General features: G+C 68.9%; 26 protein-coding genes. 11 read left to right on the top strand and 15 right to left on the bottom strand.

The features are described from left to right. Window positions 1–435 precede the first annotated feature (435 nt). Genes ACFSVL_RS42430 through ACFSVL_RS42415 form a run of 4 tightly spaced genes read right to left on the bottom strand, consistent with a single transcriptional unit; the run spans window position 436 to window position 4464 of the window. Entirely contained in the window at window positions 436–1590 is a 1155-nt protein-coding gene (locus tag ACFSVL_RS42430) for a low temperature requirement protein A (RefSeq protein WP_378313221.1), read from the bottom strand. Window positions 1591–1631: 41 nt separating this feature from the next. Beyond that, window positions 1632–2834 carry a metal-dependent hydrolase family protein gene (locus ACFSVL_RS42425; RefSeq protein WP_378313103.1) on the bottom strand — a complete coding sequence of 401 codons (1203 nt, stop codon included), beginning with the start codon at window positions 2832–2834 and terminating at the stop codon, window positions 1632–1634. Further along, a complete protein-coding gene (locus ACFSVL_RS42420; protein WP_378313101.1) occupies window positions 2831–4264 on the bottom strand; it encodes a sodium:solute symporter family protein in 1434 nt (477 codons plus the stop codon). Before ACFSVL_RS42420 ends, ACFSVL_RS42425 begins: the two co-directional genes overlap by 4 nt. Window positions 4265–4266: 2 nt before the next feature. Then, entirely contained in the window at window positions 4267–4464 is a 198-nt protein-coding gene (locus ACFSVL_RS42415) for a hypothetical protein (protein ID WP_378313099.1), read from the bottom strand. A gap of 301 nt (window positions 4465–4765) precedes the next feature. Here ACFSVL_RS42415 and ACFSVL_RS42410 point away from each other — a divergent pair, with 301 nt between their 5' ends. Next, window positions 4766–5794, top strand: coding sequence for an Lrp/AsnC family transcriptional regulator (locus ACFSVL_RS42410; protein ID WP_378313097.1), 1029 nt, complete (start codon window positions 4766–4768; stop codon window positions 5792–5794). Window positions 5795–5899: 105 nt separating this feature from the next. Next, the gene (locus ACFSVL_RS42405; RefSeq protein ID WP_378313095.1) at window positions 5900–6934 is read left to right on the top strand and encodes a fatty acid desaturase family protein; all 1035 of its coding nucleotides are present in this window, start codon (window positions 5900–5902) and stop codon (window positions 6932–6934) included. Between the two features lie 120 nt (window positions 6935–7054). Here ACFSVL_RS42405 and ACFSVL_RS42400 read toward each other — a convergent pair whose 3' ends face one another. Both ACFSVL_RS42400 and ACFSVL_RS42395 read right to left on the bottom strand, forming a co-directional pair. Further along, window positions 7055–8086 (bottom strand): SMP-30/gluconolactonase/LRE family protein, encoded by a 1032-nt coding sequence (locus tag ACFSVL_RS42400; RefSeq protein ID WP_378313093.1) that lies wholly within the window; start codon window positions 8084–8086, stop codon window positions 7055–7057. Window positions 8087–8163: 77 nt separating this feature from the next. Continuing rightward, window positions 8164–8805, bottom strand: a complete 642-nt coding sequence (locus ACFSVL_RS42395; protein ID WP_378313091.1) for a TetR/AcrR family transcriptional regulator — start codon at window positions 8803–8805, stop codon at window positions 8164–8166. A gap of 119 nt (window positions 8806–8924) precedes the next feature. On the opposite strand from ACFSVL_RS42395, the gene ACFSVL_RS42390 reads away from it, so the two are divergent. Together ACFSVL_RS42390 and ACFSVL_RS42385 are read left to right on the top strand one after the other, a co-directional pair. After that, complete coding sequence (locus ACFSVL_RS42390) at window positions 8925–9929, top strand: PhnD/SsuA/transferrin family substrate-binding protein (protein ID WP_378313089.1); 1005 nt, start codon at window positions 8925–8927, stop codon at window positions 9927–9929. Window positions 9930–9949: 20 nt separating this feature from the next. After that, window positions 9950–10921, top strand: coding sequence for a 4,5-dihydroxyphthalate decarboxylase (locus tag ACFSVL_RS42385; protein ID WP_378313087.1), 972 nt, complete (start codon window positions 9950–9952; stop codon window positions 10919–10921). Between the two features lie 70 nt (window positions 10922–10991). Here ACFSVL_RS42385 and ACFSVL_RS42380 read toward each other — a convergent pair whose 3' ends face one another. Continuing rightward, window positions 10992–11627 (bottom strand): MBL fold metallo-hydrolase, encoded by a 636-nt coding sequence (locus ACFSVL_RS42380; protein WP_378313085.1) that lies wholly within the window; start codon window positions 11625–11627, stop codon window positions 10992–10994. Between the two features lie 144 nt (window positions 11628–11771). Here ACFSVL_RS42380 and ACFSVL_RS42375 point away from each other — a divergent pair, with 144 nt between their 5' ends. Then, window positions 11772–12197, top strand: coding sequence for a MarR family winged helix-turn-helix transcriptional regulator (locus tag ACFSVL_RS42375; RefSeq protein WP_378313083.1), 426 nt, complete (start codon window positions 11772–11774; stop codon window positions 12195–12197). 205 nt (window positions 12198–12402) lie between these two features. Here ACFSVL_RS42375 and ACFSVL_RS42370 read toward each other — a convergent pair whose 3' ends face one another. Continuing rightward, the gene (locus ACFSVL_RS42370) at window positions 12403–13056 is read right to left on the bottom strand and encodes a TetR/AcrR family transcriptional regulator (protein ID WP_378313081.1); all 654 of its coding nucleotides are present in this window, start codon (window positions 13054–13056) and stop codon (window positions 12403–12405) included. 163 nt (window positions 13057–13219) lie between these two features. On the opposite strand from ACFSVL_RS42370, the gene ACFSVL_RS42365 reads away from it, so the two are divergent. Further along, window positions 13220–14506, top strand: a complete 1287-nt coding sequence (locus ACFSVL_RS42365) for a nucleotide disphospho-sugar-binding domain-containing protein (RefSeq protein ID WP_378313079.1) — start codon at window positions 13220–13222, stop codon at window positions 14504–14506. A gap of 131 nt (window positions 14507–14637) precedes the next feature. Here ACFSVL_RS42365 and ACFSVL_RS42360 read toward each other — a convergent pair whose 3' ends face one another. Together ACFSVL_RS42360 and ACFSVL_RS42355 are read right to left on the bottom strand one after the other, a co-directional pair. After that, complete coding sequence (locus ACFSVL_RS42360) at window positions 14638–15816, bottom strand: FAD-dependent oxidoreductase (RefSeq protein ID WP_378313077.1); 1179 nt, start codon at window positions 15814–15816, stop codon at window positions 14638–14640. After that, window positions 15813–16406 (bottom strand): PadR family transcriptional regulator, encoded by a 594-nt coding sequence (locus ACFSVL_RS42355; RefSeq protein WP_378313075.1) that lies wholly within the window; start codon window positions 16404–16406, stop codon window positions 15813–15815. Before ACFSVL_RS42355 ends, ACFSVL_RS42360 begins: the two co-directional genes overlap by 4 nt. An 84-nt stretch (window positions 16407–16490) precedes the next feature. On the opposite strand from ACFSVL_RS42355, the gene ACFSVL_RS42350 reads away from it, so the two are divergent. Next, the gene (locus ACFSVL_RS42350) at window positions 16491–16745 is read left to right on the top strand and encodes a Smr/MutS family protein (protein WP_009075408.1); all 255 of its coding nucleotides are present in this window, start codon (window positions 16491–16493) and stop codon (window positions 16743–16745) included. Between the two features lie 53 nt (window positions 16746–16798). On the opposite strand, the gene hsaB is transcribed toward ACFSVL_RS42350, so the two are convergent. The 5 genes from hsaB to ACFSVL_RS42325 are packed head-to-tail and all read right to left on the bottom strand — an operon-like array spanning window position 16799 to window position 21918. Continuing rightward, entirely contained in the window at window positions 16799–17389 is a 591-nt protein-coding gene (gene hsaB, locus ACFSVL_RS42345) for a 3-hydroxy-9,10-secoandrosta-1,3,5(10)-triene-9,17-dione monooxygenase reductase subunit (RefSeq protein ID WP_378313072.1), read from the bottom strand. Next, window positions 17386–18285: an iron-dependent extradiol dioxygenase HsaC gene (gene hsaC / locus ACFSVL_RS42340; protein ID WP_378313070.1), complete on the bottom strand. Its 900-nt coding sequence runs from the start codon at window positions 18283–18285 to the stop codon at window positions 17386–17388. Before hsaC ends, hsaB begins: the two co-directional genes overlap by 4 nt. After that, window positions 18285–19130: a 4,5:9,10-diseco-3-hydroxy-5,9,17-trioxoandrosta-1(10),2-diene-4-oate hydrolase gene (hsaD, locus tag ACFSVL_RS42335; protein ID WP_378313068.1), complete on the bottom strand. Its 846-nt coding sequence runs from the start codon at window positions 19128–19130 to the stop codon at window positions 18285–18287. Before hsaD ends, hsaC begins: the two co-directional genes overlap by 1 nt. Further along, window positions 19130–20299 (bottom strand): 3-hydroxy-9,10-secoandrosta-1,3,5(10)-triene-9,17-dione monooxygenase oxygenase subunit, encoded by a 1170-nt coding sequence (gene hsaA / locus ACFSVL_RS42330; protein ID WP_378313066.1) that lies wholly within the window; start codon window positions 20297–20299, stop codon window positions 19130–19132. The genes hsaD and hsaA overlap by 1 nt, the downstream gene beginning before the upstream one ends. Before the next feature lie 32 nt (window positions 20300–20331). Beyond that, window positions 20332–21918: an FAD-binding protein gene (locus tag ACFSVL_RS42325; protein WP_378313064.1), complete on the bottom strand. Its 1587-nt coding sequence runs from the start codon at window positions 21916–21918 to the stop codon at window positions 20332–20334. 100 nt (window positions 21919–22018) lie between these two features. Between ACFSVL_RS42325 and kstD the strand changes: the two genes are divergently transcribed. The 4 genes from kstD to ACFSVL_RS42305 are packed head-to-tail and all read left to right on the top strand — an operon-like array spanning window position 22019 to window position 26148. Further along, window positions 22019–23695 (top strand): 3-oxosteroid 1-dehydrogenase, encoded by a 1677-nt coding sequence (gene kstD, locus ACFSVL_RS42320; RefSeq protein ID WP_378313062.1) that lies wholly within the window; start codon window positions 22019–22021, stop codon window positions 23693–23695. After that, window positions 23692–24867, top strand: coding sequence for a Rieske 2Fe-2S domain-containing protein (locus tag ACFSVL_RS42315; RefSeq protein ID WP_378313060.1), 1176 nt, complete (start codon window positions 23692–23694; stop codon window positions 24865–24867). The genes kstD and ACFSVL_RS42315 overlap by 4 nt, the downstream gene beginning before the upstream one ends. After that, complete coding sequence (locus ACFSVL_RS42310) at window positions 24864–25130, top strand: hypothetical protein (RefSeq protein WP_378313058.1); 267 nt, start codon at window positions 24864–24866, stop codon at window positions 25128–25130. The genes ACFSVL_RS42315 and ACFSVL_RS42310 overlap by 4 nt, the downstream gene beginning before the upstream one ends. Beyond that, the gene (locus ACFSVL_RS42305) at window positions 25123–26148 is read left to right on the top strand and encodes a 2Fe-2S iron-sulfur cluster-binding protein (protein WP_378313056.1); all 1026 of its coding nucleotides are present in this window, start codon (window positions 25123–25125) and stop codon (window positions 26146–26148) included. The genes ACFSVL_RS42310 and ACFSVL_RS42305 overlap by 8 nt, the downstream gene beginning before the upstream one ends. The last annotated feature ends 8 nt before the right edge of the window (window positions 26149–26156 follow it).

The raw sequence follows: 26156 nt of genomic DNA, 5'->3' as shown, positions 1-26156 counted from the left end.
GGGAACCCTCACGGACGCTGATTCCCTCAGGGTTCCCTTCACGGCCAGCTGCCGGACCATGAAGGTCCGTGAGGGACTCCTTCACAGCCCACGGCCACCGCCGATGCACCCAATGTGGCGTTCGGTGCATCCCACGCAACCAACGCCACATTGGGTGCATCCCACGCAACCAACGCCACATTGGGTGCGTCACATGCACCCAATGCCACATTGGGGCGCTAGCCCGCCCCCACCAAACCCGCCACCGACGCACCCGACTCAGCCAGGCACCCACACCACCCCCGCACCCCGATACGAAGCCAAAATGCGGTCTGAGGGTGCTTGTCAAGGCATCTTTCCCGCCTTGACAAGCACCCTCAGACCGTCATCACAATCAGGCTTCGGGGTGCCCGCACGACACCCCGGATGCAATGTCGCCGCCAGGCGACGAGCCCGTCACGAACCAGAACCCCGCCGCCCCCGCCGAGGAAACTCCCGCACCAACCCAGGCAAAACCCCCACCACCAACCCCCACAAAAACCGCCCCGGAGTCAGCTCCCCGCCCACAACCCCCAACCCCACCGGCACCCCGACCCCAAAAATCACCGCAACGAAATCCCACCGCTTCCAACTCCCAGAAGCAACCCGAGCCACCACCCCCACCACCGTAAACACGGCAACACACCCACAAACCAACCACCGCGTCCCCGCAGCAACATGCCCGTGCGCAACCGCCTCAACCACATCCCCCAGCCCAGCCGCCAACGCCGCCAGCAACCCCGCCACCAAACAATGCACCGGCAGCAAAACCCGAGGCCCCCATGCCTCCTGCGACAAATACGGAATCCCCCCAAACCCCTGAAACAAAGCCGCCCCCCACAAAGCCGCGAGCAACGCCAAAACCCCGAGAACAGTCCAGAACAACGGCCCCTGCCACTCGGCAACCTCCGTCATCGCCTCGGTAACAGTAAGAACGCCCTCGCCCAGCACGATGATCGTGAAAAGCCCCAGCCGCTCACCGAAATGCGCGATATCCAAATGCGCGAACGCCAGCCCCGGCATCGGCCGCCGAGATTGGGCAGCCCGTTCAGCGATCCGCTCCGCGGTCTTCTCCCCGGACATGGTCAGCCCGGCCACCAGGTCGATCGCCAGTCCGAGCGCCCACAGCGCGTACTTCCAAGGCGCGTCGACCCAAAACGAAACAAACCACGGCACCACGCCCATTCCGGCGTGCACGATGGGCCATTCGACAATGACCCGCGTGGCTTCTTTGCTCTCCCAGACCCGGCTCGCGAGCCCGCGCACCGCGACGTAAGCGATCGCGAAAGCCTGCGCGTGCTCATGAATGTCGTGCACCGCGCCGGCCATGAACACGAGCCCGGCCATCGCGAGCAGCACCGGCATCGTGCGCGCCGCGGTACCGGTGACGTTTCCGTACACGGTGAAGCACATCCACGCGGTCCAGAACGCGAGGAAGCACACGACGTACAGGCCGGCGTCGCCCCAGGAGGTGGTCCCGCGCACGAGGTGCGAGAGCTGGGCGACGCCGGCGACTGCTACCAGATCGAAAAAGAGTTCGAGCCAGGACGCGTGGCGTTCCTCGGTTTTCATGATCACGGCGGACAGTATGCCGCGATCAGGAAACGACCGCCCTAAACCGCGCGCGTCCCGTCCTGCCACACTTCCCGAACGTTCCCCGCCAAAGCCGGGAAATCGTACACATCGCCCGAAACGACCACCAGATCCGCGCGATACCCGGGAGCCAGGCGGCCCAGTTCGGCGTCCTTGCCCAGCAGCCGGGCGGCCGACGAAGTGGCGGCGACCAGCACGTCCGCGGGGCTCATCCCGGCCTGGTGCATCAGCTCCAGTTCTTCGAGGTTCGTCCCGTGCGGGCCGACGCCGCTGTCGGTGCCCATCGCGATCCGGACTCCGGCCGCGACGGCCCGGCGCACCGAATCGTGGTGGACCTCCGCGACCTCCTTCGCCTTCTGCACTACCGCGTCCGGCAGCGCGGCGCCAGCGGCGGCGGCGCGGATGACGTTCACCGGCGCCACCAGCGTCGGGACGAGCCAGGTGCCGCGCGCGAGCATCAGTTCGATCGCCTCGTCGTCGAGGTAGATGCCGTGTTCGATCGACCGGATCCCGGCGCGGACCGCGTTCTTGATCCCCTCCGCGCCCTGTGCGTGGGCCATCACCGCGCGCCCCTGCATGGTCGCTTCGGCGACCAGGACGTCCAGTTCCTCAAGCGTGAACTGCGAATGCCGGGGATCGTCCCGAGGCGACAGCACGCCCCCGGTGGTGCAGACCTTCAGCACGTCCGCCCCGGCCCGCAGCAGGGTGCGCGCGACCCGGCGCATTTCGTCGGGCCCGTCGGCCAGCGCGCTCGGCCGGCCGGGGTGCGGCAGCGACAGCGGGACGCAATGCCCGGACGGCATCCAGCCGTCGCCGTGCCCGCCGGTCGGGCTGATCAGGCCGATGGCGATTTCCAAGCGGGGGCCGGGAATCAGCCCGTCCGCGACCGCCTGTTTGATGCCGAGGTCGGCCCCGGCGGCGTCGCGCACGGTGGTGATGCCGAGTTTCAGCGTGGTCCACAGGTTCCGGGCCGCCTCGTAGAACTGGTACGAGAACGGCTTCTGCACCCGCTGCAGCAGCCCGAGGTCGGACACCGTGACGTGCACGTGGCAGTCGAACATCCCGGGCAGCAGCGTCGCGCCGGTGCAGTCCACCACGCGGTCGCCGTCGAGGCCGGCGCCGACCTCGACGATCCGCCCGTCCTCGACCACGACGTCCGCCGGCGCGGGCGCGCTGCCCGTCCCGTCGAACACCGAGCCGCCGGTGAAAAGAGTGCGCGTCATACCGATTCTCCTGTCTGCACAACGTCTCCGGACCGGGTCACGGCCCGTTCGATGACCGCCGCGACCGCGAGCACGACCACGTTGACCGCGAGGCCGACCAGCCCGACGTTGACCGTCCCGACGAGTTTGGTGTCCACGAAGGTCAGCCAGATGACCACGACCTCGCCCGCCAGCAGCCCGGCGAACACCGGGGCCTTGCCGACCGGGACCTTCTTCAGGAAGCCGAGCAGGTTGGCCGGGGCCAGCTGCACCGACCCGGAATAGGTGAGCAGCAGCAGGTTCGCCAGCAGGTCCGGCCGGAAGATGCCGAGCACCAGAGCGAGCGCGCTGGCCAGCACGACCGTCCCGTGGTTGATCCAGAACTGCTTGCGTTCGCTGCGCACCCGGGTGATATTCCTGGCCACCAGCGAGGAAATGCCGATCAGGATCCCCGCCGCGGGCACCATCGCGGTGGCCGTCGCGGCGACGACCACGAGACCGGTGACCCAGCCCGGCAGCGCGTCCTTGCTCAGCGTCAGCAGCACGCCGTTCGGGTCGCTTCCCTTGGGCACCACCAGGATCGCCGCGAAACCGATGATCATCGGCAGCAGCAGGCACAGCTCGTACACCGGCATCCAGGTGTAATTGCGGCGCAGCACCTTCGGATCGCGCGCGGACATCAGCGCGGGCCACGTGTGCGGCAGCGTCATCAGCCCGACGCCGATCGCGCTCACCAGCATGCTCGTGATGAACCACGTGTGATCGTTGGCCCCGGCGTGCACGAACAGCTTCTCCGGATGCAACTGGTCGATCTTGTGGAACACCCCGGACACGCCGCCGGCGAAGTGCGCGGGCACCGCGATGATCAGCACCACCAGGACGACGAGCATGATCGCGTCCTTGAAGTACGACGTCGCCGCGACCCCGCGCAGCCCGGCCCACAGCACGAACGCGACCACGAGCACGCTGCCGGCGATCATGCTGAGCGTGCCGGACGCGTGGTCGCCGGTGACGAGCCGGACGATCAGCCCGAGCCCGGTGATCTGCAACTGCAGGTACGGCAGCACGAACACGACGCCGAGGATCGCCGACACGGTGCCGAGCGCGCGGCTGGAATACCGGTCCTCGAGGAAGTCGCCCTGGGTCAGGTAGCCGCGGTCCTTCCCCATCTGCCAGATCCGCTTGGCCAGGAAGAACAGGACCACATACGCGATCGGCACGTACGGCAACGCGTACATCGCGGCGACACCGCCGGAGAACGCCAGCCCGGCCATGCCGAGAAAGGTGAAGGTGGTGAAGACTTCGCCGGCCTGCAGGAACCACATGGTGAGCGCGCCGAACTTCCGGCCGCCGACGGTCCATTCCGCCAGATCCGCGGCGGGACGGCGGCGGCCGACGAAACCGAGCACGCCGATGAGCACGATGCCGACGAGGGTGAAGGCGAGGATCATCGCTAATCCTCCTGTCCGCTGCGGGCCATGAGCCGTTCGGACAGGAGGAGCGCCGGGGTGAACATGAGGCACCAGAACGCGCCCCAGACCATCATCTTCGGCAGGCCCAGCCACAGGCCTGGGGAGTTGACGAAGGGGAGGAAGGGCATCAGGACGAGTGCCGCGACGGGGACTGCGGGCGGGAGATAGTAGCTGCGCATGGGATCACGCTGCCAGAGTTTGATGGCGTCGGCTTCGCCGCCGCGGCGGGATCGCCTTTGAGTCGGCGTGTGGAGGGGCAGCGCGAGCGGCCTGGCGGCCGGGCGCGCTGCCCCTCCACACGCCGACGCGATCCCGCGGTGTGGTCGCCAAGGGGCTGGTGGCGGTGTGCAAGGTCAAAGGGGCCTCCTCGCTGGGATGGTCGACTTATGCTGGTTCGAAGATGATGAGAGTGTCGAACGGGGGTGGTGGCGAAAAAGTGGGAATCCGCCAAGACGGGCTGCCCGGGGCGAGGAATCCGCCATGTTGAGCGAGGGCGATCTCAAGCTTCTCGACGCGTTGCAGACCGATCCGCGGGCGTCGTGGGCGGCGGTCGGCACCGCGCTGGGGATTGGGGCGGTGACTGCGGCGCGGCGTTGGGAGAGTTTGGCCGCGAGGGGGCAGGCGTGGCTTACGGCCTACCCCGGGGGCGAGTTGCTGGCGAAGATGGCGCTGGCGTTCGTGGAGGTCGACTGTGCGCCTGGCGAGGCACTGCGGCTCGCCCGGGAGCTCGCGCGCGATCCGCATGTGCCGACGGTCGACTATCTCGCCGGGCATTGCGACCTGCATCTGCACGTCATCGCTCCGACCTTGCGGGAGCTTTCAGACTATGTGCAGCAACGGCTTTCGCCGCGGCCGGGCGTCGTCCGGATCCGGACCAGCCTGTCGCCGCGGATGTTCACCGAGGGCAGCCGCTGGCGGATCCGGGCGATTTCGCCGGTCGAACGCGAGGCGCTCGCCGGGCGTCCGGCGCGTTCGGCCGCTCCGGTGCGGTTCAGCGACCTGGACCGCGCGCTGATCGTGGCGCTCGGCGAGGACGTCCGTGCCTCCGCCGCTTCGCTGGCGTTGCGGCTGGGGGCCGGCGCGACGACGGTCCGCCGGAGGATGGAAATCCTGCTGGCGCACGGGGCGATCCGGCTGCGCTGCGAGATCGCGCGGCCGCTGTCGCCCGCTCCGGTCACCGCGATGCTGTGGCTCCGGGTGCCGCCGGACAAGCTCGAAACGACCGCGCGCTCGATTTCGATGCTGCCGGAAATCCGGATGTGCGCGGCGCTGACCAGCAAAGCGAACCTGCTCGCGGTGGCGTGGCTCGGCAGCCACCACGACGCGGACGCACTGGAGGCGCGCCTCGCCGCGAAACTGCCGTGGCTGGAGATCGCGAACCGGGCGGTCTCCTTGCGGACCGTCAAGCTGATGGGCCATCTGGTCGAGGGGGACGGCCGTTCGGTGGGTGTTGTCCCGATGAATTTTTGGTCTCCGGTGCGTCCGCTGGACGGGATTTCCCCGGCCTGAGCTGCACGCATCGGCCTAGCACGCCCCCAAGGTGGGGACAACCCCAGCATCCGCGTTCGGGCCTGCCGGTTTCCCGCCGGGGCCGAGCGCCGCAATACTCCCCCCGTGACCACCGACAAGCTCGTCCTCCCCTCGCCCCCACGGCCGGGAAGCGACTTCGCCCGGCTCTGCCGCCGGATCACCGACGCCGGTCTGCTCGACCGCCGCCCCGGCTACTACACCGCTCGAATCGCGCTCGTGACCGTGCTGTTCGCGGGGGGCTGGGTGGCGTTCGCGCTGCTCGGCGACTCGTGGTGGCAGCTCGCGGTGGCCGCGTTCCAGGCGTTCATGTTCGGGCAGATCGCCCTGCTTTCGCACGATCTGGCGCACCGGCAGGTGTTCCGCACGCGCCGCCCCGCCGAAATCGCCGGACGGCTGGCCGGGAACCTCGGCATCGGCATGAGCTACGGGTGGTGGATGGACAAGCACACCCGCCACCACGCCAACCCGAACCACGAGGAACTGGACCCGGACGTCGACCCGGACGTCCTCGTCTGGTCCCAGCGCCAGGCCCGCGAAGCGCGCGGCGTGCCCCGGTTCATCGGCCGCCACCAGGCGCTGCTGTTCTTCCCGCTGCTCACCCTCGAAGGCCTCAACCTGCACTGGTCCGGCATCCGCGCCGTCGCCCGCCCCGGCCTGCGCCGCCGAGGTCTCGAAGCGGCGTTGCTGTTCACCCACATCGCGGTCTACCTCGCGGCGCTGTTCATCGTCCTCCCGCCGGGCCTCGCGCTGCTGTTCTTCGCGGTACACCAGGGACTGTGGGGCGTTTACATGGGTTCGATCTTCGCGCCGAACCACAAGGGCATGCCGACGCTGACCGGGCGCCCGGAACTGGACTTCCTGCGCAAGCAGGTGCTCACCTCGCGCAACGTCGCGGGCGGGCCGGTGATCGACGTGCTGCTCGGCGGGCTGAACCACCAGATCGAGCACCACCTGTTCCCGAGCATGCCGTCGGTGCATTTGCGGCGGGCGCAGCCGATGGTGGAGGCGTACTGCGCGGAGATCGGCATTTCGTACCTGCGCACCGGACTGGTTTCGTCGTACCGGCAGACGCTGCGGCATCTCCACGAAGCCGGGGCTCCTCTCCGGAAAGCTTCGTAGCTTTCAAGAGGCAAACCTGGTTGTGAGAATGCCGGAGGCGTTCTCGAAACGATCGTTTGCGCCGCCGCACCGGGTCCCGCTCCACAAGCCTGACCAGACTCGTGGAGCGGCCCGGACGAATCAGTGCAGCGGCAGGCTCGCGAGGGTGAACACCGGGCTGGTCAGCGGCTTCTGGTAGAGGTAGGTGTCCATCTGGGAGTTGGTCACCAGCAACCGGTTCCCGAGCACGGCGACGCCGGTGGTGGTGTCCGCCCCCGGGTAGGTGCGTTCGGAGACGACGGTGGCGCTGGCACCGTCGCCAGAGAGGCGCGCGGTGACGATCGTGTTGTCTTCCGAGCGGGCGATGTAGAGGGTGTTTCCGCGCCGGGCGATGCCGTCCGCGCCGTGCAGGGGCGGCGCGTCGATCTTGCGGATGCCGCCGGTCGCGAGGTCGAGCCGGTAGAGCGCGCCGCTGTACCAGTAGCCGATGATCAGCGACCCGCCGTCGGGGCCGGCGACGATGCCGTTGCCGTTGGACTGGTCGGCCACGTAGTCCGGCAGCCGATAGGCGGCCTGGAGGGTCCGGTGAGCGCCGGTGGCGGGAGCGTGCACCTCGGCCGCCGGGATCCGGTACACCACGGCGCGGAAGGAGTCGGTGACGTAGACGTCTCCGTTCGGAGCGACCGCCGCGTCGTTGACGAGGGTCTGTTCACCGGCATTCGGCACGCGGTAGGCGGAAACGAGCTTCCCGGCCTTGGTGTAGACGAAGAAGTTCCCGTCGAACGCGCCGGCCACCAGCAGGCGGTTGCCGGTGGTCTTGATACCGGTCGCCTTGCCGCGACCGTCCTGACCGCCCGGAAGGAACGGCTCAAGCGTCCTCGCTCCGATTTTGCCGCGATAGATCGTGCCGGTGCTGATGTTGCCGGTGTAGATGTACTCGTGGTCGACCGCGACGCTTTCGGGGTAGGCGCACTTGTCGTCGATCGTGATCGTGCGGGCCTGGGTGGTCGCGGCGCCTGCCGTGGCGGCGGCCGGGGTGCTGTCGGGGCGAGACGGGCACTGGCCGGCCGCCGTCGTGCGGGCGGCGCTGGCCGGGAGTGCGAGGGTGGCCAGCGCGGCTGCGGTCACGGTGAGGGTGACCAGTGCGCGCAGCCGGGTCGCGCGAGCGGACATTTGTGATGGACCTTTCGTGGTGGGTTCGTCGGAGATATGCGGCCTGGGACAGCCCAGCGCGGCGGCGACCGGTCTGTCTAGCGATGCTCGCGAAGCAGCCTGGTGTCGGTCAGCGTGATGCGGACGTCGTCGATGAAAGCGGCGGTGTCGTCTAGCCCGAACGCCGTGTGCTGCAAGACAAAACCGTGCAGCAATGCCATCACCACCCGTGCCCCCCGATCGGGATCCAGCTCGGCCGGCACGCTGCCCGCCCGCTGGCCGTTGCGGAGCGCGTCCGCGATGCGGTGGCGCAAGCCCTCGAAGCCCGCTTGGGCCTGCTGTCGCAACCCTTGATGTCGCAGCAGTTCGCCCCACGCCTGCACGGCACAGCGCAGCAGTTCGTCGACGGGGACGCGCTGGCCCGCCGCGTCGACGGCGGCGTCACCGCTCACCGGCTCGATCGCCGCCTGAACCAGATCCGCGACCGTGACCTCGCCGTCCGCGTCGACGAGACGCTCGACCGGATCGAACATCATCCGGAAGGCGTCGCCCGCTATCTCGACGATGATCTCTTCCTTGCTGGCGAAATAGCGATACGGGGCGCCGACGGACACGTTCGCTTCGGCGGCGATGTCGGGCATCGAGGTCTGGTGGAAGCCCTCCCGCGAGAAGCAGCGACGAGCCGCGGCCACGATCTGCGACCGGTTCGCGGCCCGGCGTTCAGCGGTGATGCGCGGCATCGGCTTCGCTCCTTCCGTGAATGAACGATCATTCGCCTTGACTCTAGCAGAGCCCTCGGGCACCCTCAAAATGAAAGCTTGTTCACGGAAGATGCCGGTCGAGAAGAAGGAGCCCCGCCATGACCGATCCACAGCTCAAGATGGGCGTCTATCGCTACGAGCACACCGAACCGCTGTTCGACGGGCGGGTGCCGATCGACGGCGTCGACCCCGAACTGGTCACCTCGCCGCTGATCTCGGACGTGTTCGAGCGCATGGCCAAGGGCGAACTGGACATCGCCGAGTACGGGCTGACCTACTTCCTGCGCTCGTTCGACCTCGCCGGCTCGCCGTTCCTGGCCCTGCCGATCTTCCCGAACCGCAACTTCCGCCACTCGGCGCTGTTCGTGAACGTCGACAGCGGGATCGAGCGGCCGGAGGACCTCGCGGGCAAGACGGTCGGCGAGTTCGCGCTCTACGGCTCCGACCCGGGCGTCTGGATGAAGGGCATCCTCGCCGACGAATACGGGGTGACGCCCGAGCAGATGGACTGGGTGATCGGCGGCACCGACCACCCGATCCCGGCGTTCGGCTGGATCCCCCAGCCCGTCCCGGACGGCGTGCGCGTCCGCCACACCCGGGGAGACCAGACCCTGAGCCGCCTGCTCGAAACGGGCGAGATCGACGCCCTGCTGTCGGTCGACGTGCCGCGCAGCGTGCTCGACGGTTCGACGACCAAGATCCGGCGGTTGTTCGTCGACTACGAAACGGTCGAACGGGACTACTACCGCCGCACCGGCATCTTCCCGATGATGCACGTCGTCGCGATCCGCCGCGAACTGGCCGGGGAACCCGGTCTCGCCGAGTCGGTCTACCAGGCCTTTTCCCAGGCCAAGAACATCGTGCAAGACCACTACCGGGCCACCGCCGCCAAACAGCACATGTCCGTCATCACGCCGTGGTTCAGCGAGCTGTTCGCGGAGAACCGCGCGCTGCTGGGCGAGGACTGGTGGCCCTACGGCCTCGACGCCAACCGCAAGGCCGTCGACACGTTCCTGCGCTACCACTACGAACAGGGACTGTCCCGGCGGCTGCTCACCTCCGAGGACATCTTCGCCCCCGCCTTCCTTGGCGGTGCCGCGTGAACGGGCTGCGGATAGGCACGATGCCCTACGACACCACACAAGCGCTGCTCGACGGCAGCGTCGTCTTCGACGGGATCCCGGCGACGATCACCACCGCGGGCATCGCCTCCGACATCTTCCGCCGGATGGTCCGCGGCCGGGAGTTCGACGCCGCGGAACTCGGCCTGACGGTGTATCTCCGAACGTTCGACGCCGGCGAATCGCCGTTCGTCGCGATACCCGCGTTTCCCGCGCGCATCTTCCGGCACTCCTGCGTCTTCGTGAACACCGCGAGCGGGATCACCCGGCCCGAGGACCTCGCCGGCAAGACCGTCGGAGAATTCGGGATGTTCGGGCAGGACTCGGGAATCTGGATCAAGGGCATCCTGTCCGACGAGCACGGCGTCACGCCGGACCAGTGCCGGTGGGTGATCGGCGGCCTGGACAGCCCGATGCCGCCGTTCGGCTTCGTTCCCCACCCGCACCCCGCCGAGGTCCGCGTCCAGCAAGCGCCCGCCGGACGTTCGCTGAGCGAGATGCTCGTGGCCGGCGAAATCGACGCGCTCATCTCGTCCAACGTTCCGCAATGCGCACTGGACGGATCTCCCCGGGTCGCCCGCTTGTTCCCCGATTACGAGACCGTCGAACGCGATTACTACCGCCGCACCGGCATTTTCCCGATCATGCACACCGTCGTGCTCCCCAGGTCGCTGGCCGCCGAGCGGCCCGGGCTCGCGAGGACCGTCTACAACGGATATCTGGCCGCCAAGAACGCGGGCATGAACCGGTACCGCAGTGCTCGCAAGGCCTACCAGGTTCGCACCATGCTGCCCTGGGCGAACGCGTTGTTCGAGCGCGACGCCGAACTGCTGCCCGCCGACTGGTGGCCCTACGGAGTGGCGGCGAACCGCACGACGATCGACACCTTCCTGAGGTACCACTTCGAGCAGGGACTGTCGGCTCGTCGCATGACCTGCGACGAACTGTTCACTCCCGAACTCCTCGACACCTGAAAGGCGGCCTCGCGCATGCCGCGGCCGGTGCGGGCCGAGGCGAAACGCATGGCTTTCCCGGGTCCGGTCGTCACAGCTCGACGCTCTGGCCGGGACCGAGAATGGTCTCGGTGACGCCGGTGAGATTGCGCAGGAAGGTCCGGGTCGACTGCTGGCCCAGCTCGCTGAGCATGAGCTCGTGGATCTGGATCACCTGCCGCGGCTTGACCGCACGCACGTACTCGACCGCGTCACCGAGCTTGGTCCACGGCCCGCTGGTGGGCAGCAGCAGCGTGTCGACCGGCACTTCGGGCACATAGTAAGCGTCACCGGGATGGAACACCTTGCCGTCGACCACGTAGCCGACGTTGTCGACGCCGGGGATGTCCGGGTGGATCGCGGCGTGGGTTTCGCCGTGGACCTCGATCGCGAAGCCGCCGACCGTGAAGACGTCCCCGAGCGCCGCCGAACGCACCCGCCCGCCGTGCTCGCCGAGCTTGTCCAGGACCGCAGGCGGGCCGAAGACGCGAAGCCCGGGCTGAGCGGTCAGCGCCGCGGAGACGAGGGTGTCGTCGAAGTGGTCGAAGTGCTCGTGGGTGATGAGCACGGCCGTTGCTCCGTCGACGGCGTCCTTCGCGTCCGGGGTGAAGGTGCCGGGATCCAGCACGATTTTGGCGCCGCCCTTCTCCAGAGTGACACAGGCGTGCGCGAACTTGGTGAGCTTCATGTGCTTCCTTGCCTTGGGATCCAGTGCTTCCGCACGCAAGACTATACAGCCTTGCTGTATTAACTCGCGCACCCGAGTCCGAGTCGACGACAGAAAACGCTTTATTGGACAGGGTAAGCACAGGAAGGCTGTACAGTTGTCCTCGTGATCGACCAGAGACTCCTCGCCGAGCAGCTGCGAACCTCCATCGGCGGATTCGTCCGCGCCACACGCTCGGGCGCCGACGCGCTCGCCCCTCCCCTGGCCTCGACGATGGGCCTGCTCGACCGCGACGGAGACTCGACAATCGCGTCACTGGCGCATCGGCGCGGCGTCCGCCACCAGAGCCAGAGCCGGACCGTCAAGGAACTCGAGGAGCTGGGGTACGTGACCCGGCGCGCCGATCCGCTGGACGGCCGCGGCTTCATGCTGGCCCTGACCAAGCAAGGACGCGCCGCGCTCGACCACGACCGCGGGATGAGACGCGACTGGGTCGCACAGGCGATAGCCGCCCTCCTGACACCGAAAGAACAGGAGCGGCTCAGCGCACTGCCGCGCCTGCTGGACCGCCTGGCCTCCTACGACGGCTGACCGGCCGAAATCCGCGGCGGCGACACGTGCGGGCCGCTTCGCCGAACGGCGGTGTGCCCACGGCCGGAACGACGGATGGCTCAGGCGTGCGGACTCGAAGGCGTCGCCCGGAGATTCGGCCGCGGCGCCTCGGCGAGGGAGCCGAGTCGTCGGCGCACGGAGGAGCGCGGACTTCCGGCGCAGGCCATCGGATGCCGCCGAGGCGTCAGGTCGCGGTGGCGCCGCCGGAGGCATCCGGCGGCGGGATCAGGCGGACGGTCCGTTCCAGCAGCCAGGCGCGGAACCGGTCGGGCGACCAGCCGGCGAGGGTGACGAGCAGGTCGTACTGGGTCGGGTGCGAGGCCGCCCAGAATTCGTCGGCGATCGCCGCCGGATCGACTCCCGGGTCGACCAGGCCACGGGCCACCAGTTCGGTCACGAACGCGCGGCCGGCTTCGCGCATGTCGTCCATCCGGCGGCGGTAGGCCGCGGCCAGCTCGGGGTCGGCCCGGCGGGCTTCGCTCCATGCCGCGGTGAGGGCGTTGATCCGCTCGTTGCTCAAGGCGACGTAGGAGACGAGTGCGGCGAGGATCTCGCCGAGATCATCGCCTGCCCACGCCGGTGCGATGTCGCCGCGCCGGGTCAGGCCGAGCGGTTCCCCGTCGTTGACGGCATCTTCGAACGCGGCCAGCAGCAGTGCGGGCTTGCCGCCGACCGCGGTGACCCGCTCCAGCGACACCTTCGCGTCGCGGGCCACCATCCGCAAAGTGGTGGCGGCGTATCCGTGCTCGGCGAACAACCGTCCCGCGACTTGAACGACCCGCTGCCGGGTTTCGGCACTCCGGGCGGCGCGAATCGGTGAGTCATAGCTGCGGGGCATACCGGCTCCTGGGTCGACTTCGCCGGTGTCGGGACCGGCTGGCCGAAACGAGGGTACCAAATTGACCAGACCATGTTATGGTCATTTTGTCGCCGGCCGATGCGCAGCGGTCGTGAACGCCGCGCCTTCCCGGCCTTCCCGGACCCCACACGAACGGATCATCATGTCTTCAGTCGTCCTCGCCGCTCCCGGTCTTCCCGGAGAGCTCGCCCCCATCCTGGAACTGGCCCGCCACTTGACCACGCACGGCCACGAGGCGGTCGTGGTCACGACCGGAATGTTCGAGAAGGCGGTGACCGCGACCGGAGCCCGGTTCGTGTCCGTCGGCGGAGCGTCCGATCTGACCGAGGACCAGCTGCACGCCCTGCTGGCCGAGGGCGCCGCCCTTCCGCCGGGCCCGGAACTGCTCAACTTCCAGTGGAGCCGGTTGTTCGCCGACCCCATCGCCGACCAGCACGCCGCCCTGCAGCAGCTGCTCGACGAGGATCCCGGGCGCGTCCTGATCGCCAACTCGGTGTTCCTCGGCGCCTGGCCGGTCGCACTGGGCGCGCCGGGCAGGCGCCCCGCGCGCTGGATCGCCGTGGGAGCCAATCCGCTGTCGGTCTCCAGCATCGACACCACCGCGTTCGGACCGGTGCCGGCCGGACCCGGACAGGACCCGCACGCGGGCAACATCGCGGCCAACGACGGTCTCGCCGCGGCGACCGAACCGACTCGCCTGCACATCGAAACCATTCTGCGTTCGCTCGGCGCCGACCAGGACGTGCCGCCGTTCGCCGACGGCATCGTCACCGTCCCGGACATCTTCGTCTCGCTCAGCGTGCCTGCCTTCGACTTCCCGCGCAGCGACCTGCCCGCCAACGTTCGCTACGCCGGCGTGCTCGCTCCCCCGCCGGCCGCGCAGTGGACACCGCCCGAGTGGTGGGCCGACCTGAACGACGACCGCCCGGTCGTGGCCGTCACCCAAGGCACCGTCGCCAACCGCGACCTCGCCGAACTGATCGAACCCACCATGCTCGCCCTGGCCGGCCACGACGTCCTCGTCGTCGCCGCCACCGGCCGCGAAGACAACGCGCTCGGGATCACCGTGCCCGGCAACGCCAGGGTCACGTCTTTCGTGCCGTTCACCGAACTGCTGCCCCGATGCGCGCTGCTCGTCACCAACGGCGGATTCGGCGCCACCCAGCAAGCCCTGGCCGCCGGGATCCCCGTCGTCGTCGCCGGCGACACCGAGGACAAACCCATGACCGCGGCCCGAGTGGCGTTCCACCGCCTCGGCGCGAACCTCGGCACCGCCAACCCCAGCCCCGCCCAGATCCGCACAGCCGTCGACCACGTCCTCGCCGACCCCCAGATCGCAGCCAACGTCGCCGCCACCGCCACCGCCTACCAGGCGCACAACGCGCTGAAGGAAATCTGCGACCTCATCCATCTTCCCGGCAAGGTCTAGGGTGCCGCTGCCCGTGCCCCTCGGCCGGGCCGACCCGGCTGTCTGGAGCTGAAACCTCCTCGGCGGCCGGGTCGTTCCCCGCTCGCACCCCGGCCGGGCCAGCACAACCGCTCAGCCACAAGGCCTTGGGGCTAGACCGAAGCCCCCGAAGGCGCGAAGTCGATCCGGTGCCGGTGCAGGTCCCCGAACATTTTCTCCGGCGTCATCACCGTCTTCATCACCACGGGCATCAGCAAGTCGCGCATGATCCGCGCCACCGGGCCCGCCGCCTTGTCGTTGTTGATTTTCGCTGCTCGCGCGATGATCCGCTCGACCCGCTCCCGCCGGGCCGCTTCATAGGCGGCGAAAGCGGTTGCCACGTCAGGGCTGTCCCGCAGTGCGCGAGCCAGTTCCAGGGAACTCTCGATCGCCTGCGACGCTCCCTGCCCGGAACTCGGCGACGTCGGATGCGCGGCGTCGCCGACCAGGACGACCCGGCCGCGGTGCCACGTCCGCACCGTCGGGATGTCCTCCAGTATTCCTGGCCGCGCAACGTCTTCCGGCTTCAGCAGGGCGACGATATCGCGCGCCGGGACATCGTCCGCGTGGCGTTCACGCAGCACTGCGAGCCAGTGTTCCGGAGCGGTGGTTTTCGCCTCGGCCGGGTCGGCGGCGGGGACGTTGCTGAACCAGAGAATCTCGGAAGCGTCGATGTAATAGCCGAAGAACGCTCGTTTGCCGAAGGCGAAATGCTGATAATCGCCGGTGACCGGAAGACCGGGGTTGCGGATCCAGCCGCCGAGGCCGAGCAATCCGGTGTAGCGCGGGGCAGGTGCCATTGGGTCCAAAGTGGACCGGACAGCCGACCGGATGCCGTCCGCGCCGATCACCAGGTCGCCGGTGGCGGAGGAGCCGTCCGTGAAGTGCGCGATCACCTGGCCCGGTCTGTCCTCAATGGACTTCAGGCGTTTGCCGAACTCGACCGTGATGCCCCGGCTCAGCGCTTCGTCCATCAGCGCACGGTACAGCCGGTCCCGGCGCAGCAGCAGGCTCGGCGGCAGTTCCGGCAGCCCGTCGAATCTGCCGACCACGCGGCCTTTGTGGTTCTGCATCACCATTCCAGGCACTTCGACGCCGACCGCGGCCACTGCGTCGTCGGCGTCGATTTGCCGCAGGGCGTGCCGGCCGTTGGGCGACAGGGTCAGCGCGCCGCCGACTTCGTCCGCTGGCTTCGCGTAAGCCTCGTAAACGGTGGCCTCGATTCCCGCCCGCTGCAACGCCATCGCGGTGGTCGCGCCGGCGATGCCGCCGCCGATCACTAGTACGTTCATGTTCTCCCCTTGAAGTAGGTTTCCCACGCCTGCCGGTAGTCCTCCCCGGCGACCGACTCGGCGAGCCGTTCGACGAAGCCGCGCTCCGCCTCGACTTTCACCAGCCGGTAGTCCTCCTCGACCAGGAACCACCAGGCGAGCCCCTGCTCCCGGCCGCGTTCGATGGCCGCGCGGACGTCGTCGGCGATCGCGGCGAGCGCGGCGAGCCGCTGCTGGAGCAGTTCGCGGACCTCGTCGACGGGCAGCACCACGAACAGCGACAGCGCCGCCCCGAACAGCGGATACTCCGTGGCAGGTTCGGCGACGAGTTCGCGCATCCAGTCGAACAGTTCGAGCCGGCCGGTGGGCGTGATGGCGTAGACCGTCCGCTCCGGACGCGCCGAATCGCGCAGGACTTCCCGCGCCTCGATGAACCCGGCCTTCTCCAGCTGCCCGACCACCATGTACAGCGAGCTGCGGGTGTACTTGAAATCCCGTTCCTTGCCGTACTCCACGAACCGCCGTGCCATCTCGTACGGATGCATCGGCTCCTCGAGCAAGCCCGCCAGCACGGCCAGCCCGAGCGGATTCCCCACCACGCGTCGCTTCACCACAGCTCCTTAGTCAGGATCGACTATACGCAGAAGAGTAGTCGATGTCGACTATGCGGACGTGCGGCAAGGTAGGAAGGAGGGATGAAGCTCAAGCTCGATCTTCACGACATCTACAACCGCGGCGGCGAGATAGACCGGGCGTTGCGCGCGGTCATCGACGAGGCGGTCGCGAAGAAGGCGCCGCTCGTGGAGATCATCCCGGGCAAGGGTTCCGGGCAGCTGAAGAAGCACGTGCTGCGGTTCCTGGAGCGCAAAGACGTGAAGGCGCTCTACCACCGCGTCGAGAAGGACAAGGACAACTTCGGGCGGGTGTTCGTGCACTTCCGCTGGAAGTAAAGCCTCGTGAGTGTTGATCCCGGTTCTAACCGTGATCAACACTCACGAGGCGGTCAGAGCCAGTCGTCCGGGCGGGGCCAGGGCATCAGCGCGGTGAGCGCGTCCGGCACCGGTTCGGTGACCGTGTAGCGGCCGCGGTGGAACAGCAGCGGGCGGGCGTCGGACGTCTCGCCCAGCGCGGTCACCCGGCCGACCACCACGTAGTGGTCCCCGGCCGGGTGGACGGCCTGCACCTCGCAGTCGACCCAGGTCAAGGCTCCGTCCAGCAGCGGCGCGCCGGACGGGGCGGGCCGCCAGGAGACCCCGGAGAACTTGTCGCCGCCGCGGCGGCCGAACTCGGCGCAGACCGCCTGCTGGTCCTCGGCGAGCACGTTCACCGCGAACGTGCCCGCCGCGGCCAGCGCGGGCCAGGTGCGCGAGGTCCGGGCGACGCAGAACAGCACCAGCGGCGGGTCCAGCGACAGCGCCGCGAAGGACTGGCAGGCGAAGCCCACCGGCCCGGTCGGCGTGGGCGAGCTGGCGTAGTCGGCCAAGGACCTGGCGGAGTCCTCGACGTAGCCGGTCACCACCGTCACCCCGGTGCAGAAGTGGCCCAGCACCTCGCGGAACCGGTCCGGCACCGCCTCCGGAACCGCCGCCGTCATTGCGCGCCCACCGAGAAGTCGTGGCCCCACAACGAAACCGCGGTGCTCTCGCGGGCGATCCAATCCTCGTCCTCGACCTGGCGGCCTTCGCAGCCGAACTCGACGTCGAAGCCGCCGGGGGTCTTCATGTAGAACGACAGCATCAGGTCGTTCACGTGCCGGCCCAGCGTCGCCGACATCGGGACGTTCTTGCGTTTCGCGCGGTCGAGGCACAGCCCGACGTCGTCGGTTTCCTCGACCTCCACCATCAGGTGCACGATCCCGCTCGGCGTCGGCATCGGCAGGAACGCCAGGCTGTGGTGCCGCGGATTGCAGCCGAAGAACCGCAGCCACGCCGGGTCGCCGTCGGCGGGACGGCCGACCATCTGCGGCGGGAGGCGCATCGAATCGCGGAGCCGGAAGCCCAGCACGTCCCGGTAGAACCGCAGCGCGGCCTCGTCGTCGTGGGTCGACAAAACCACGTGGCCGAGGCCCTGCTCGCCGGTGACGAAACGGTGGCCATACGGGCTCACCACGCGCCGGTGCTGCAGCGCGACCCCGTGGAACACCTCCAGGGTGTTGCCGGACGGATCGGTGAAGCTGATCAGCTCCGCGACCCGGCGGTCGGCCAGCTCCTCCGGCGTGCCTTCCTTGTACGGCACCGAAGCCGCGTCGAGCCGGGCCCGGACGTCGTCCAGTTCCGCGGCGTTGGCCGCTTCCCAGCCCGCTACCGACAAGCGGTCCTGCGAACCCGGCACGATCACCAGTCGCGCCGGGAAATCGTCCATGCGCAGGTACAGCGCGTCCGGGTCGGTGCCCGAACCTTCCACCATGCCGAGCACCTTCAGCCCGTAGACGCGCCAGGCGTCCATGTCCGTGGCTTCGATGCGCAGATATCCCAGCGAACGGATTGCCATCACGAACTCCCGAGGAAGTCGAGGGCGAGTCGGTTGAACTCGTCGAACTTCTCCAGCTGCGCCCAGTGGCCGCAGCCGCCGAACACGTGCAGTTGCGCACGCGGAATCGTCTTCAATGCCAGCAGCGCGCCGTCCAGCGGGTTGACCCGGTCCTCCCGGCCCCACACGAGCAGGACCCGTTGCCGCAGGCGGTAAGCCTCGCGCCACAACATGCCTTCCTCGAAGGAGTCCGGCAGGCTGAAGGACTTGCCCATCGCCCGCATCGCGGCGAGCGACTCCGGCGAACGCGCGATCTCGAAGCGTTCGTCGATCAGCTCGTCGGTCACCAAGGCCTGGTCGTGCACCATGATCCGGAGGAACGCTTCCATCCGCTCCCGCGTGGGATCCCCGGCGAACCGGGACAGCAGCCGCACGCCCTCGGTGGGATCCGGGGCGAACAGGTTGACGCTCAACCCGCCCGCGCCCATCAGCACCAGCCGTCCCGCGCGTCCCGGATGGTTCAGCGCGAGCCGGACCGCCGCGCCCGCTCCGAGCGAGTTGCCGACGATGTGCGCCTTTTCGATGCCCAGCTGGTCCATCAGGCCGACGACCGCGTCCGAGCTGTGCCGGAAGTACTGCGGGTGCTCGGTCGGCTTGTCGGACCGGCCGAACCCCGGCTGGTCGATCGCCAGCGTGCGGTAGGACTTCCCGAACACCGGCAGGTTCCGGCCGAAGTTGCTCCACGCCGAAGCACCCGGGCCGCCGCCGTGCAGCAACAGCACCGTCTCGGCGTTTTCCGCGCCGGATTCGTGGTAGTGCAGGCGAATCCCGCCCGCAGTGTCTACGTAGGAACCTTCGGGTGCCATCAGACCATCGCATTCTCGACGGGCAGGCCGAACTCGCCGGTGCCGAACATGACGTACGCGCGCTCGGCGTCGTTCGCCGCGTGCACCCGGCCCGCGTGCGCGTCGCGCCAGAAGCGCTGGATCGGCGTGCCCCGCTGCAGCGCGCGGCCGCCGGAGTTCTCGAAAAGCCGGTCGATCGCGGCGATCGACCGCTCGGTGCCGCGCACCTGGTCCCGGCGCACCCGCAGCCGCGTGCTGAACGGCAGCTTCTCGCCCTTGCAGGCCAGCTGGTACAGCTCGTCGATGTTGTGCGTCAGCTGCAGCCAGGCCGCGTCGATCTCGCTGCCCGCCTCGGCGATCCGCACCTTCGAGAACGGGTCCTCTTTGGACTGTTCGCCCGCGTACGCCGCCCGCACCCGCTTGCCCTGGTGCTCCACGTGCGCGTCGTACGCGCCCTGCGCCATCCCGATGATCGGCGCGGTGATGGTGCTCGGGTGCACCGACCCGTACGGCAGCCGGTACAGCGGGCCGGGATTGACCTCCTGGCCCGGGGTCTTGCACTTCGACGTCGCCATGAAGCTCAGCGCGCGGTGCTTCGGCACGAACACGTCCTCGACGACGATGTCGTTGGACCCGGTGCCGCGCAGCCCGACCGTGTCCCAGACGTCCACAATGGAGTAGTCCGAGATCGGCACGAGATACGTGCAGAAGTCCACCGGCTTGCCGTCGGCGAACGCCGGCCCGCCCAGCAGCACCCACGTGCAGTGGTCGCTTCCGGACGAGAAGCTCCATCGCCCGGACAGCCGGTAGCCGCCCTCTACGACGGTCGCCTTGCCCATCGGCGCGTACGACGAAGAAATCCGCACGTCGTGGTCCTCGCCCCACACGTCCGCCTGGGCTTGCGCGTCGAACAACGCGACATGCCACGGGTGCACGCCGAGAATCGACGCGACCCATCCGGTGGACCCGCAGGCGCTCGCGATGAGCTTGACCGCGGTGTAGAAGGTGACCGGGTCGGCTTCCAAGCCGCCGTACGGTTTCGGTTGCAGCAGGCGGAAAAATCCGGTCTCCTGCAGCGCTTTCACTGATTCGGCGGGGATCCGACGGGCGTCCTCGGTCTCCTGTGCGCGTTCCCGCAGCACGGGAAGAAGGTCGCGCACCCCCGCGATCACGGCAGCCAGCTCGCTCATCGGCCGTCCTCTCTCGCTCGACACGCTCAAGACTAGAACACGTTCTCGTTTTTGTCGACGCGGTCCGCCCCGCGCGCGCCGTGCAACCCTGCCCGGCGGCCGGAAAACACGCAGTCAGCCAGCGAAAGACCGCTCACATACGACCTGGAACAGATTCCCACCGCGGTCCGCCCGGCGGCGTAAAGCCCGCGTACGCCGGCCACCGCGCCGGTGTCCTCGTCGACCACCAGGCCGCCCAGCGTCAGCATCGGGCACGGGTAGCCGAGGTTCGGTTTCACCGACACGTCGATCAGCGAGTACGGCGGCGTGTCCAGCGGCCGCGCGAAGTCCGCCGGTTTGCCCGCCGGATCGGGACCGCGCTGGTACTCGGCATAAGTCGCCGCCAGCCCCGCCGCGTCGATCCCGGCGCGCGCGGCCGCTTCTTCGAGCGTCCCGCCGGTCACCCGGCCCTTGCCGAGCAGATAGCGCAGCTGCAGCGTCGCGAACCATTGGCCTTGTTTCCGCCCGTCGCGCCGGGCTTCGGCGACGATCGGCTCGTCGACCAGCAGCCAGCCTTGCCCGCCGTGCTCGGTGACCATGCGCTCGCCGATCGCCGCGCCGTACCGGGATTCGTCGATGATCCGGCGGCCGTCCCGGCCCACCAGCAGCCCGCCGAGAAACGCCGACGGCGGCGTCAGGAACCGCCACGCCGACACCCGGTCCAGCTCCGCCGCGCGCCCGCCGGCTTCCACGCCCATCCGGATGCCGGAGCCGTCGTCCGCCGAGGTCCCGAGATCCAGCCCGCCGCGATACGCGGGCGCGTGCTCACGCACCATCGCCCGGTTCACGATGAACCCGCCCGCCGCCAGCACGACGCCCCGGCGCGCGGAAATCCGCAGCTCACGCGCGTGCTTGCGCTCGATCCGCTCGACCCGCTGATGCAGCGACCGGCGCATCGCGGGCACATAGATACCCGGCTTCGCCGCCCAATCCGCGAGCCGCGCATGCCGCGCCCGCACCCACGAAGGAGCGTCGCGCAAAGTATGCGTGAGCACCCCGGTGACCGTGCCCGAGTCGTCGGTGATCAGGTTCATCGCCTGCGTCTGGGGCAAAATCCGCACCCCGCGCTGCCGGGCCGCCGCCAGCAACTGCTTCATCAGCAGCTTCCCGGACGTGCCCGGCCCCTTGACCCGGTGCCCGCGCGGCGCGGGTTTCGCCACGTCGCGGAAGCCGCCGGACAGTTCGCTGCCGGAGTAGTAGAGGTAGTGCTTGTTGCTGGGATACGACGTCTTGTAGTCGCACATGCTGCCCTCGAACGGCACGCCCTGGCGCTCCAGCCAGGCCACCATGTCGACGCTTTCCTCGCAGAACCGCCGCAACGTCCGCTCCGACACGACGTCGCCGGTCTCCATCCGCAGGTACGCGTACATCGCGTCCACGCTGTCGTCGACGCCCGCGGCGCGCTGCTGCGGCGTCCCTCCCCCGGCGTAGACCACGCCGCCGCTCACGCGACTGGCCCCGCCGCCGGAGAACCGGTCGACCAGCAGCACCTCGGCGCCCGCGTCGGCCGCCTCGATGGCCGCGCACACGCCGGCCGCGCCGGCTCCGATGATCACGACGTCCGCCCCGAACTCGTCCATAGCCCGCCACCCTAGAACTGGAACACGTTCTCGTCTATGGTGACGGAAGTGGCCCCGAGCAGGCCAGCTTTAGCCGATAACACGTTGCATGTGAGGTGGCATGTCGGACGAGTACGACGTGGTGGTGGCCGGCAGCGGCGCCGCCGGGATGACCGCCGCGCTCGCCGCCGCCCATCGCGGGCTTTCCGTGGTGGTGCTGGAAAAGGCAGCCTGCTTCGGCGGTTCGACCGCCCGCTCCGGAGGGGGCGTCTGGCTGCCCGGCAACCACGCGCTGCGGGCCGCGGGCATCGAAGAACCACCCGAACGCGCGAGGCAGTACCTGGAATCGATCGTCGGCGACGTCGTTCCGGAGCACCTGCGCACGACCTTCCTCGACCACGGCCCCGAGGTGCTGGAGTTCGTCACCCGGAACACGCCGCTGGAGTTCAAGTGGGTGCCGGGTTACAGCGACTACCACCCCGAGGCGCCCGGCGGACGCCCCGGCGGCCGGTCCGTCGAGCCGAAGCCGCTCGACGGCAAGCTGCTCGGCGCCGACCTGGCCCAGCTCGAACCGCCGTACAGCGCGCCGCCGCTCGGCGTGCCGATCACCCAGTCGGACTACCGCTGGCTGAGCCTGATCGCCCGGCATCCCCGCGGGTTCGCCCGGATGCTGTCGCTCGGGATGAAATGGCTGGCCGGACGCGTCCGGGGGCAGCAGCCGCTGTCCATGGGGCAAGCGCTTGCGGCCGGGTTGCGGAAGGGCCTGCGAGACGCGGGCGTCGAGGTCCTGCTGGACACGCCGCTGGTCGATCTGCAGGTGGAGAACGACGTCGTCACCGGCATCGTGGCCCGGCGCGACGGTGCCGAAACGCTGTTCCGCGCGCGCCGCGGTGTGGTCCTGGCCTGCGGTGGCTTCGAACACAACGAAGAGATGCGGGCCAAGTACCAGCGCGCGCCGATCGGCACCGAATGGACCGTCGGCGCGGCCGCGAACACCGGCGACGGCATCAACGCCGGGCTCAAGCTCGGCGCGGCGACCGACCTGATGGACGACGCCTGGTGGGGCCCGTCGTTTCCGCTCACCGGCGGCCCGTGGTTCGCGCTCGCCGAACGGTCCCGGCCCGGCTGCCTGATGGTCGACGCCGAGGGCACGCGGTTCGTGAACGAATCCGCGCCGTACGTCGAGGCCGTGCACGCGATGTACGGCGACGGCGACGGCCCGGGCAAGCACGTCCCGGCGTGGCTGGTGTTCGACCAGCGCTACCGCGACCGCTACCTGTTCACCGGCCTCGGCCCGCGGCAGCCGCTGCCCGGGCGCTGGTACAAGGCCGGGATCGTGGCGAAGTCCGCGACGCTGGCCGGGCTCGCGGAGAAGATCGACGTGCCCGCCGACGCGCTGGAGCAGACCGTCACGCGGTTCAACGGCTTCGCGCGCAAGGGCGTCGACGACGACTTCCAGCGCGGGCTCAGCGCCTACGACCACTACTACGGCGACCCCCGCAACCGCCCCAACCCGAGCCTCGGCGAACTGGCCAAGGCCCCCTACTACGCGGTCCGCGTGGTGCCCGGCGACCTGGGCACCAAGGGCGGGCTGCGGATTGACGAAAACGCCCGCGTCCTGCGCGAGGACGGCACGGTCGTGTCCGGTCTCTACGCGGCGGGCAACACCGGCGCCCCGGTGATGGGCCGGACCTACGCCGGGCCGGGCGCGACCATCGGCCCCGCGATGGTGTTCGGCTACCTTGCGGCACAGGCGCTGGCGAACGAAGATCAGACCGGCACGGGAGGCAGGCAGTGACGCCGAAGACTGAGGGATCGCAGATCCGCACGATCGACGCGGGGGCGCCGCCGGCGCGGTACGCCCGCGGCTGGCACTGCCTCGGGCTTGCCGACAGCTTCCGCGACGGGAAACCGCACGCGGTGCAGGCGTTCGGCACGAAGCTCGTGGTGTTCGCCGACAGCGCCGGGAAGCTGAGCGTGCTCGACGGCTACTGCCGGCACATGGGCGGCGACCTCACCCAGGGCTCGGTGAAGGGCGATGAGATCGCCTGCCCGTTCCACGACTGGCGGTGGGGCGGCAACGGCAAGTGCAAGTCGATCCCGTACGCCAAGCGGGTCCCGCTGCGGGCGCGCACCCGGGCGTGGCAGGTGCTGGAGGAGAACAAGCAGCTGTTCGTCTGGCACGACCCGGAGGGCAACCCGCCGCCGGAGAACGTCGTGATCCCGCGCGTCGAAGGCGCGTACAGCGACGAGTGGAGCAACTGGACCTGGGACTCGATCCTGATCGAGAACGCCAACTGCCGCGAGATCATCGACAACGTGGTGGACATGGCGCACTTCTTCTACATCCACTACGCCTTCCCCACGTATTTCAAGAACGTGTTCGAGGGCCACATCGCCACCCAGTACCTCAACACCAAGGGCCGCCCGGACATGGGCATGGCGTCCAATTACGGCGGCGAGGAAAACCTGCTGCGGTCGGAGGCGTCGTACTTCGGGCCCTCCTACATGATCAACTGGCTGGTGAATTCCTTCCAGGGCTTCGAAATCGAGAACGTGCTGATCAACTGCCACTATCCGGTTTCGCCGACGTCGTTCGTGCTGCAGTGGGGCATCATGGTCAAGAAGATGCCCGGCATTTCCGACGAGCACGCGGACAAGATCGCGGCGAAGCTCGCCAAGGGCATCGGCGTCGGCTTCCTGCAGGACGTGGAGATCTGGAAGAACAAGACCAAGATCGACAACCCGCTGCTGTGCGAGGAGGACGGGCCGGTCTACCAGCTGCGCCGCTGGTACGACCAGTTCTACGTGGACGCCGCGGACGTCACCGAGGACATGACGCGCCGGTTCGAGTTCGAAGTGGACACCACGAAGGCGAACGAGGTGTGGGCCGCCGAAGTGCAGGAAAACCTGGCGCGCCAGCGGGCGGAGGCCGAAGCCGCGGCTGAGTCGGAGGAGGCTGGGGTGTGACGGCCGAAGCCACCGAATTCCTCACGTCCGGGCTGCGGCCGCACGAATGCCGCAGCTGCGGAACCTGTGTGCTGGTCAAGAAAAACAGCCTGAAGCACACCAGCATCCAGTGGACCACCGACGCCGCGACCAGTTGCCCGGTGTTCGCCGCGCACGCCGCGTCCGGCGGCAACACCGCGTTGCTGGACACCTGCGAGAAGCTCGCGGACAGCATCGACAACGCGGTGCGCGACGGAAATTTCGGGCAGGTGCCGCATGACTGACGTCGTCACGCTCACCGTCGCCGAGGTGATCGAGGAAACCGCGGACGCCCGGTCCATTGTGTTCACTGTCCCAGCCGAGCACGCCGAGCGGTTCGCCTACTCCCCCGGGCAATTCCTCACGCTGCGGATTCCCAGCGACCAAACGGGTTCCGTCGCGCGGTGCTACTCGCTGTCGAGCGCGCCGCACGAGGATCGGGTGCAGGTCACGGTGAAGCGGACCGCCGACGGCTACGGCTCCAACTGGGTCTGCGACGAACTGAAGGCGGGCGCGACGATCGACGTGCTGCGGCCGTCCGGCGTGTTCTGTCCGTCCTCTTTGGACGCGGACTTCCTGCTGTGCGCCGCGGGCAGCGGGATCACGCCGGTGATGTCGATTCTCAAGTCCGCGCTGGAAAAGGGCACCGGCCGGGTGGTGCTGGTGTACGCCAACCGCGACGAGCAGTCGGTGATCTTCGCCCGGGAATTGCGCGAATTGGCCGAGCGCTACGGAGACCGGCTCACTGTCCTGCATTGGCTGGAAAGCCTGCAGGGCTTGCCGACCGTCACCGCCTTGCAGGCGCTCGCCAAGCCTTACGCAGGCCATGAAGCATTCCTCTGCGGCCCGGCCCCGTTCATGGCCGCCGCGCAGGACGCATTGCGCGAACTGGGCGCGCCGCGAGAACGCGTGCACGTGGAGAAATTCCACTCGCTGACCGGAAATCCTTTCGACAGCGAGCCGGAGCCCGAGGAGGACGCGGGCGGCGAGACCACCGCGCTCACCGTCGAACTGGACGGCGAGACCCGGCAGGTCGCCTGGCCGCGGCAGCGGAAGCTGCTCGACCACCTGCTCGCCGAGGGCCTCGACGCGCCGTATTCCTGCCGCGAGGGCCAGTGCAGCGCGTGCGCGTGCCGCATCACGTCCGGCGAGGTGAAGATGCTGAACAACGAGGTGCTGGACGCCGACGACATCGCCGACGGGATCGTGCTGGCCTGCCAGTCGGTACCGTTGACCGACGAGGTGTCCGTCAGCTACGAGTGAGGGAGAAC

It is taken from the genome of Amycolatopsis silviterrae (genome assembly GCF_042684085.1).
GTDB lineage: Bacteria > Actinomycetota > Actinomycetes > Mycobacteriales > Pseudonocardiaceae > Amycolatopsis > Amycolatopsis silviterrae.
The sequence above is the reverse complement of the archived record's forward strand: the minus strand, read 5'-3'. Positions and strand labels throughout refer to the sequence as shown.

Bases quoted from the DNA above. Each gene is read 5' to 3' on its own strand.
- ACFSVL_RS42430 (WP_378313221.1), bottom strand. From the start codon at position 1,590: ATGAAAACCGAGGAACGCCACGCGTCCTGGCTCGAACTCTTTTTCGAT.
- ACFSVL_RS42425 (WP_378313103.1), bottom strand. From the start codon at position 2,834: ATGACGCGCACTCTTTTCACCGGCGGCTCGGTGTTCGACGGGACGGGC.
- ACFSVL_RS42420 (WP_378313101.1), bottom strand. From the start codon at position 4,264: ATGATCCTCGCCTTCACCCTCGTCGGCATCGTGCTCATCGGCGTGCTC.
- ACFSVL_RS42415 (WP_378313099.1), bottom strand. From the start codon at position 4,464: ATGCGCAGCTACTATCTCCCGCCCGCAGTCCCCGTCGCGGCACTCGTC.
- ACFSVL_RS42410 (WP_378313097.1), top strand. From the start codon at position 4,766: ATGTTGAGCGAGGGCGATCTCAAGCTTCTCGACGCGTTGCAGACCGAT.
- ACFSVL_RS42400 (WP_378313093.1), bottom strand. From the start codon at position 8,086: ATGTCCGCTCGCGCGACCCGGCTGCGCGCACTGGTCACCCTCACCGTG.
- ACFSVL_RS42395 (WP_378313091.1), bottom strand. From the start codon at position 8,805: ATGCCGCGCATCACCGCTGAACGCCGGGCCGCGAACCGGTCGCAGATC.
- ACFSVL_RS42390 (WP_378313089.1), top strand. From the start codon at position 8,925: ATGACCGATCCACAGCTCAAGATGGGCGTCTATCGCTACGAGCACACC.
- ACFSVL_RS42385 (WP_378313087.1), top strand. From the start codon at position 9,950: ATGCCCTACGACACCACACAAGCGCTGCTCGACGGCAGCGTCGTCTTC.
- ACFSVL_RS42380 (WP_378313085.1), bottom strand. From the start codon at position 11,627: ATGAAGCTCACCAAGTTCGCGCACGCCTGTGTCACTCTGGAGAAGGGC.
- ACFSVL_RS42370 (WP_378313081.1), bottom strand. From the start codon at position 13,056: ATGCCCCGCAGCTATGACTCACCGATTCGCGCCGCCCGGAGTGCCGAA.
- ACFSVL_RS42365 (WP_378313079.1), top strand. From the start codon at position 13,220: ATGTCTTCAGTCGTCCTCGCCGCTCCCGGTCTTCCCGGAGAGCTCGCC.
- ACFSVL_RS42360 (WP_378313077.1), bottom strand. From the start codon at position 15,816: ATGAACGTACTAGTGATCGGCGGCGGCATCGCCGGCGCGACCACCGCG.
- ACFSVL_RS42350 (WP_009075408.1), top strand. From the start codon at position 16,491: ATGAAGCTCAAGCTCGATCTTCACGACATCTACAACCGCGGCGGCGAG.
- hsaB (WP_378313072.1), bottom strand. From the start codon at position 17,389: ATGACGGCGGCGGTTCCGGAGGCGGTGCCGGACCGGTTCCGCGAGGTG.
- hsaC (WP_378313070.1), bottom strand. From the start codon at position 18,285: ATGGCAATCCGTTCGCTGGGATATCTGCGCATCGAAGCCACGGACATG.
- hsaD (WP_378313068.1), bottom strand. From the start codon at position 19,130: ATGGCACCCGAAGGTTCCTACGTAGACACTGCGGGCGGGATTCGCCTG.
- hsaA (WP_378313066.1), bottom strand. From the start codon at position 20,299: ATGAGCGAGCTGGCTGCCGTGATCGCGGGGGTGCGCGACCTTCTTCCC.
- ACFSVL_RS42325 (WP_378313064.1), bottom strand. From the start codon at position 21,918: ATGGACGAGTTCGGGGCGGACGTCGTGATCATCGGAGCCGGCGCGGCC.
- kstD (WP_378313062.1), top strand. From the start codon at position 22,019: ATGTCGGACGAGTACGACGTGGTGGTGGCCGGCAGCGGCGCCGCCGGG.
- ACFSVL_RS42305 (WP_378313056.1), top strand. From the start codon at position 25,123: ATGACTGACGTCGTCACGCTCACCGTCGCCGAGGTGATCGAGGAAACC.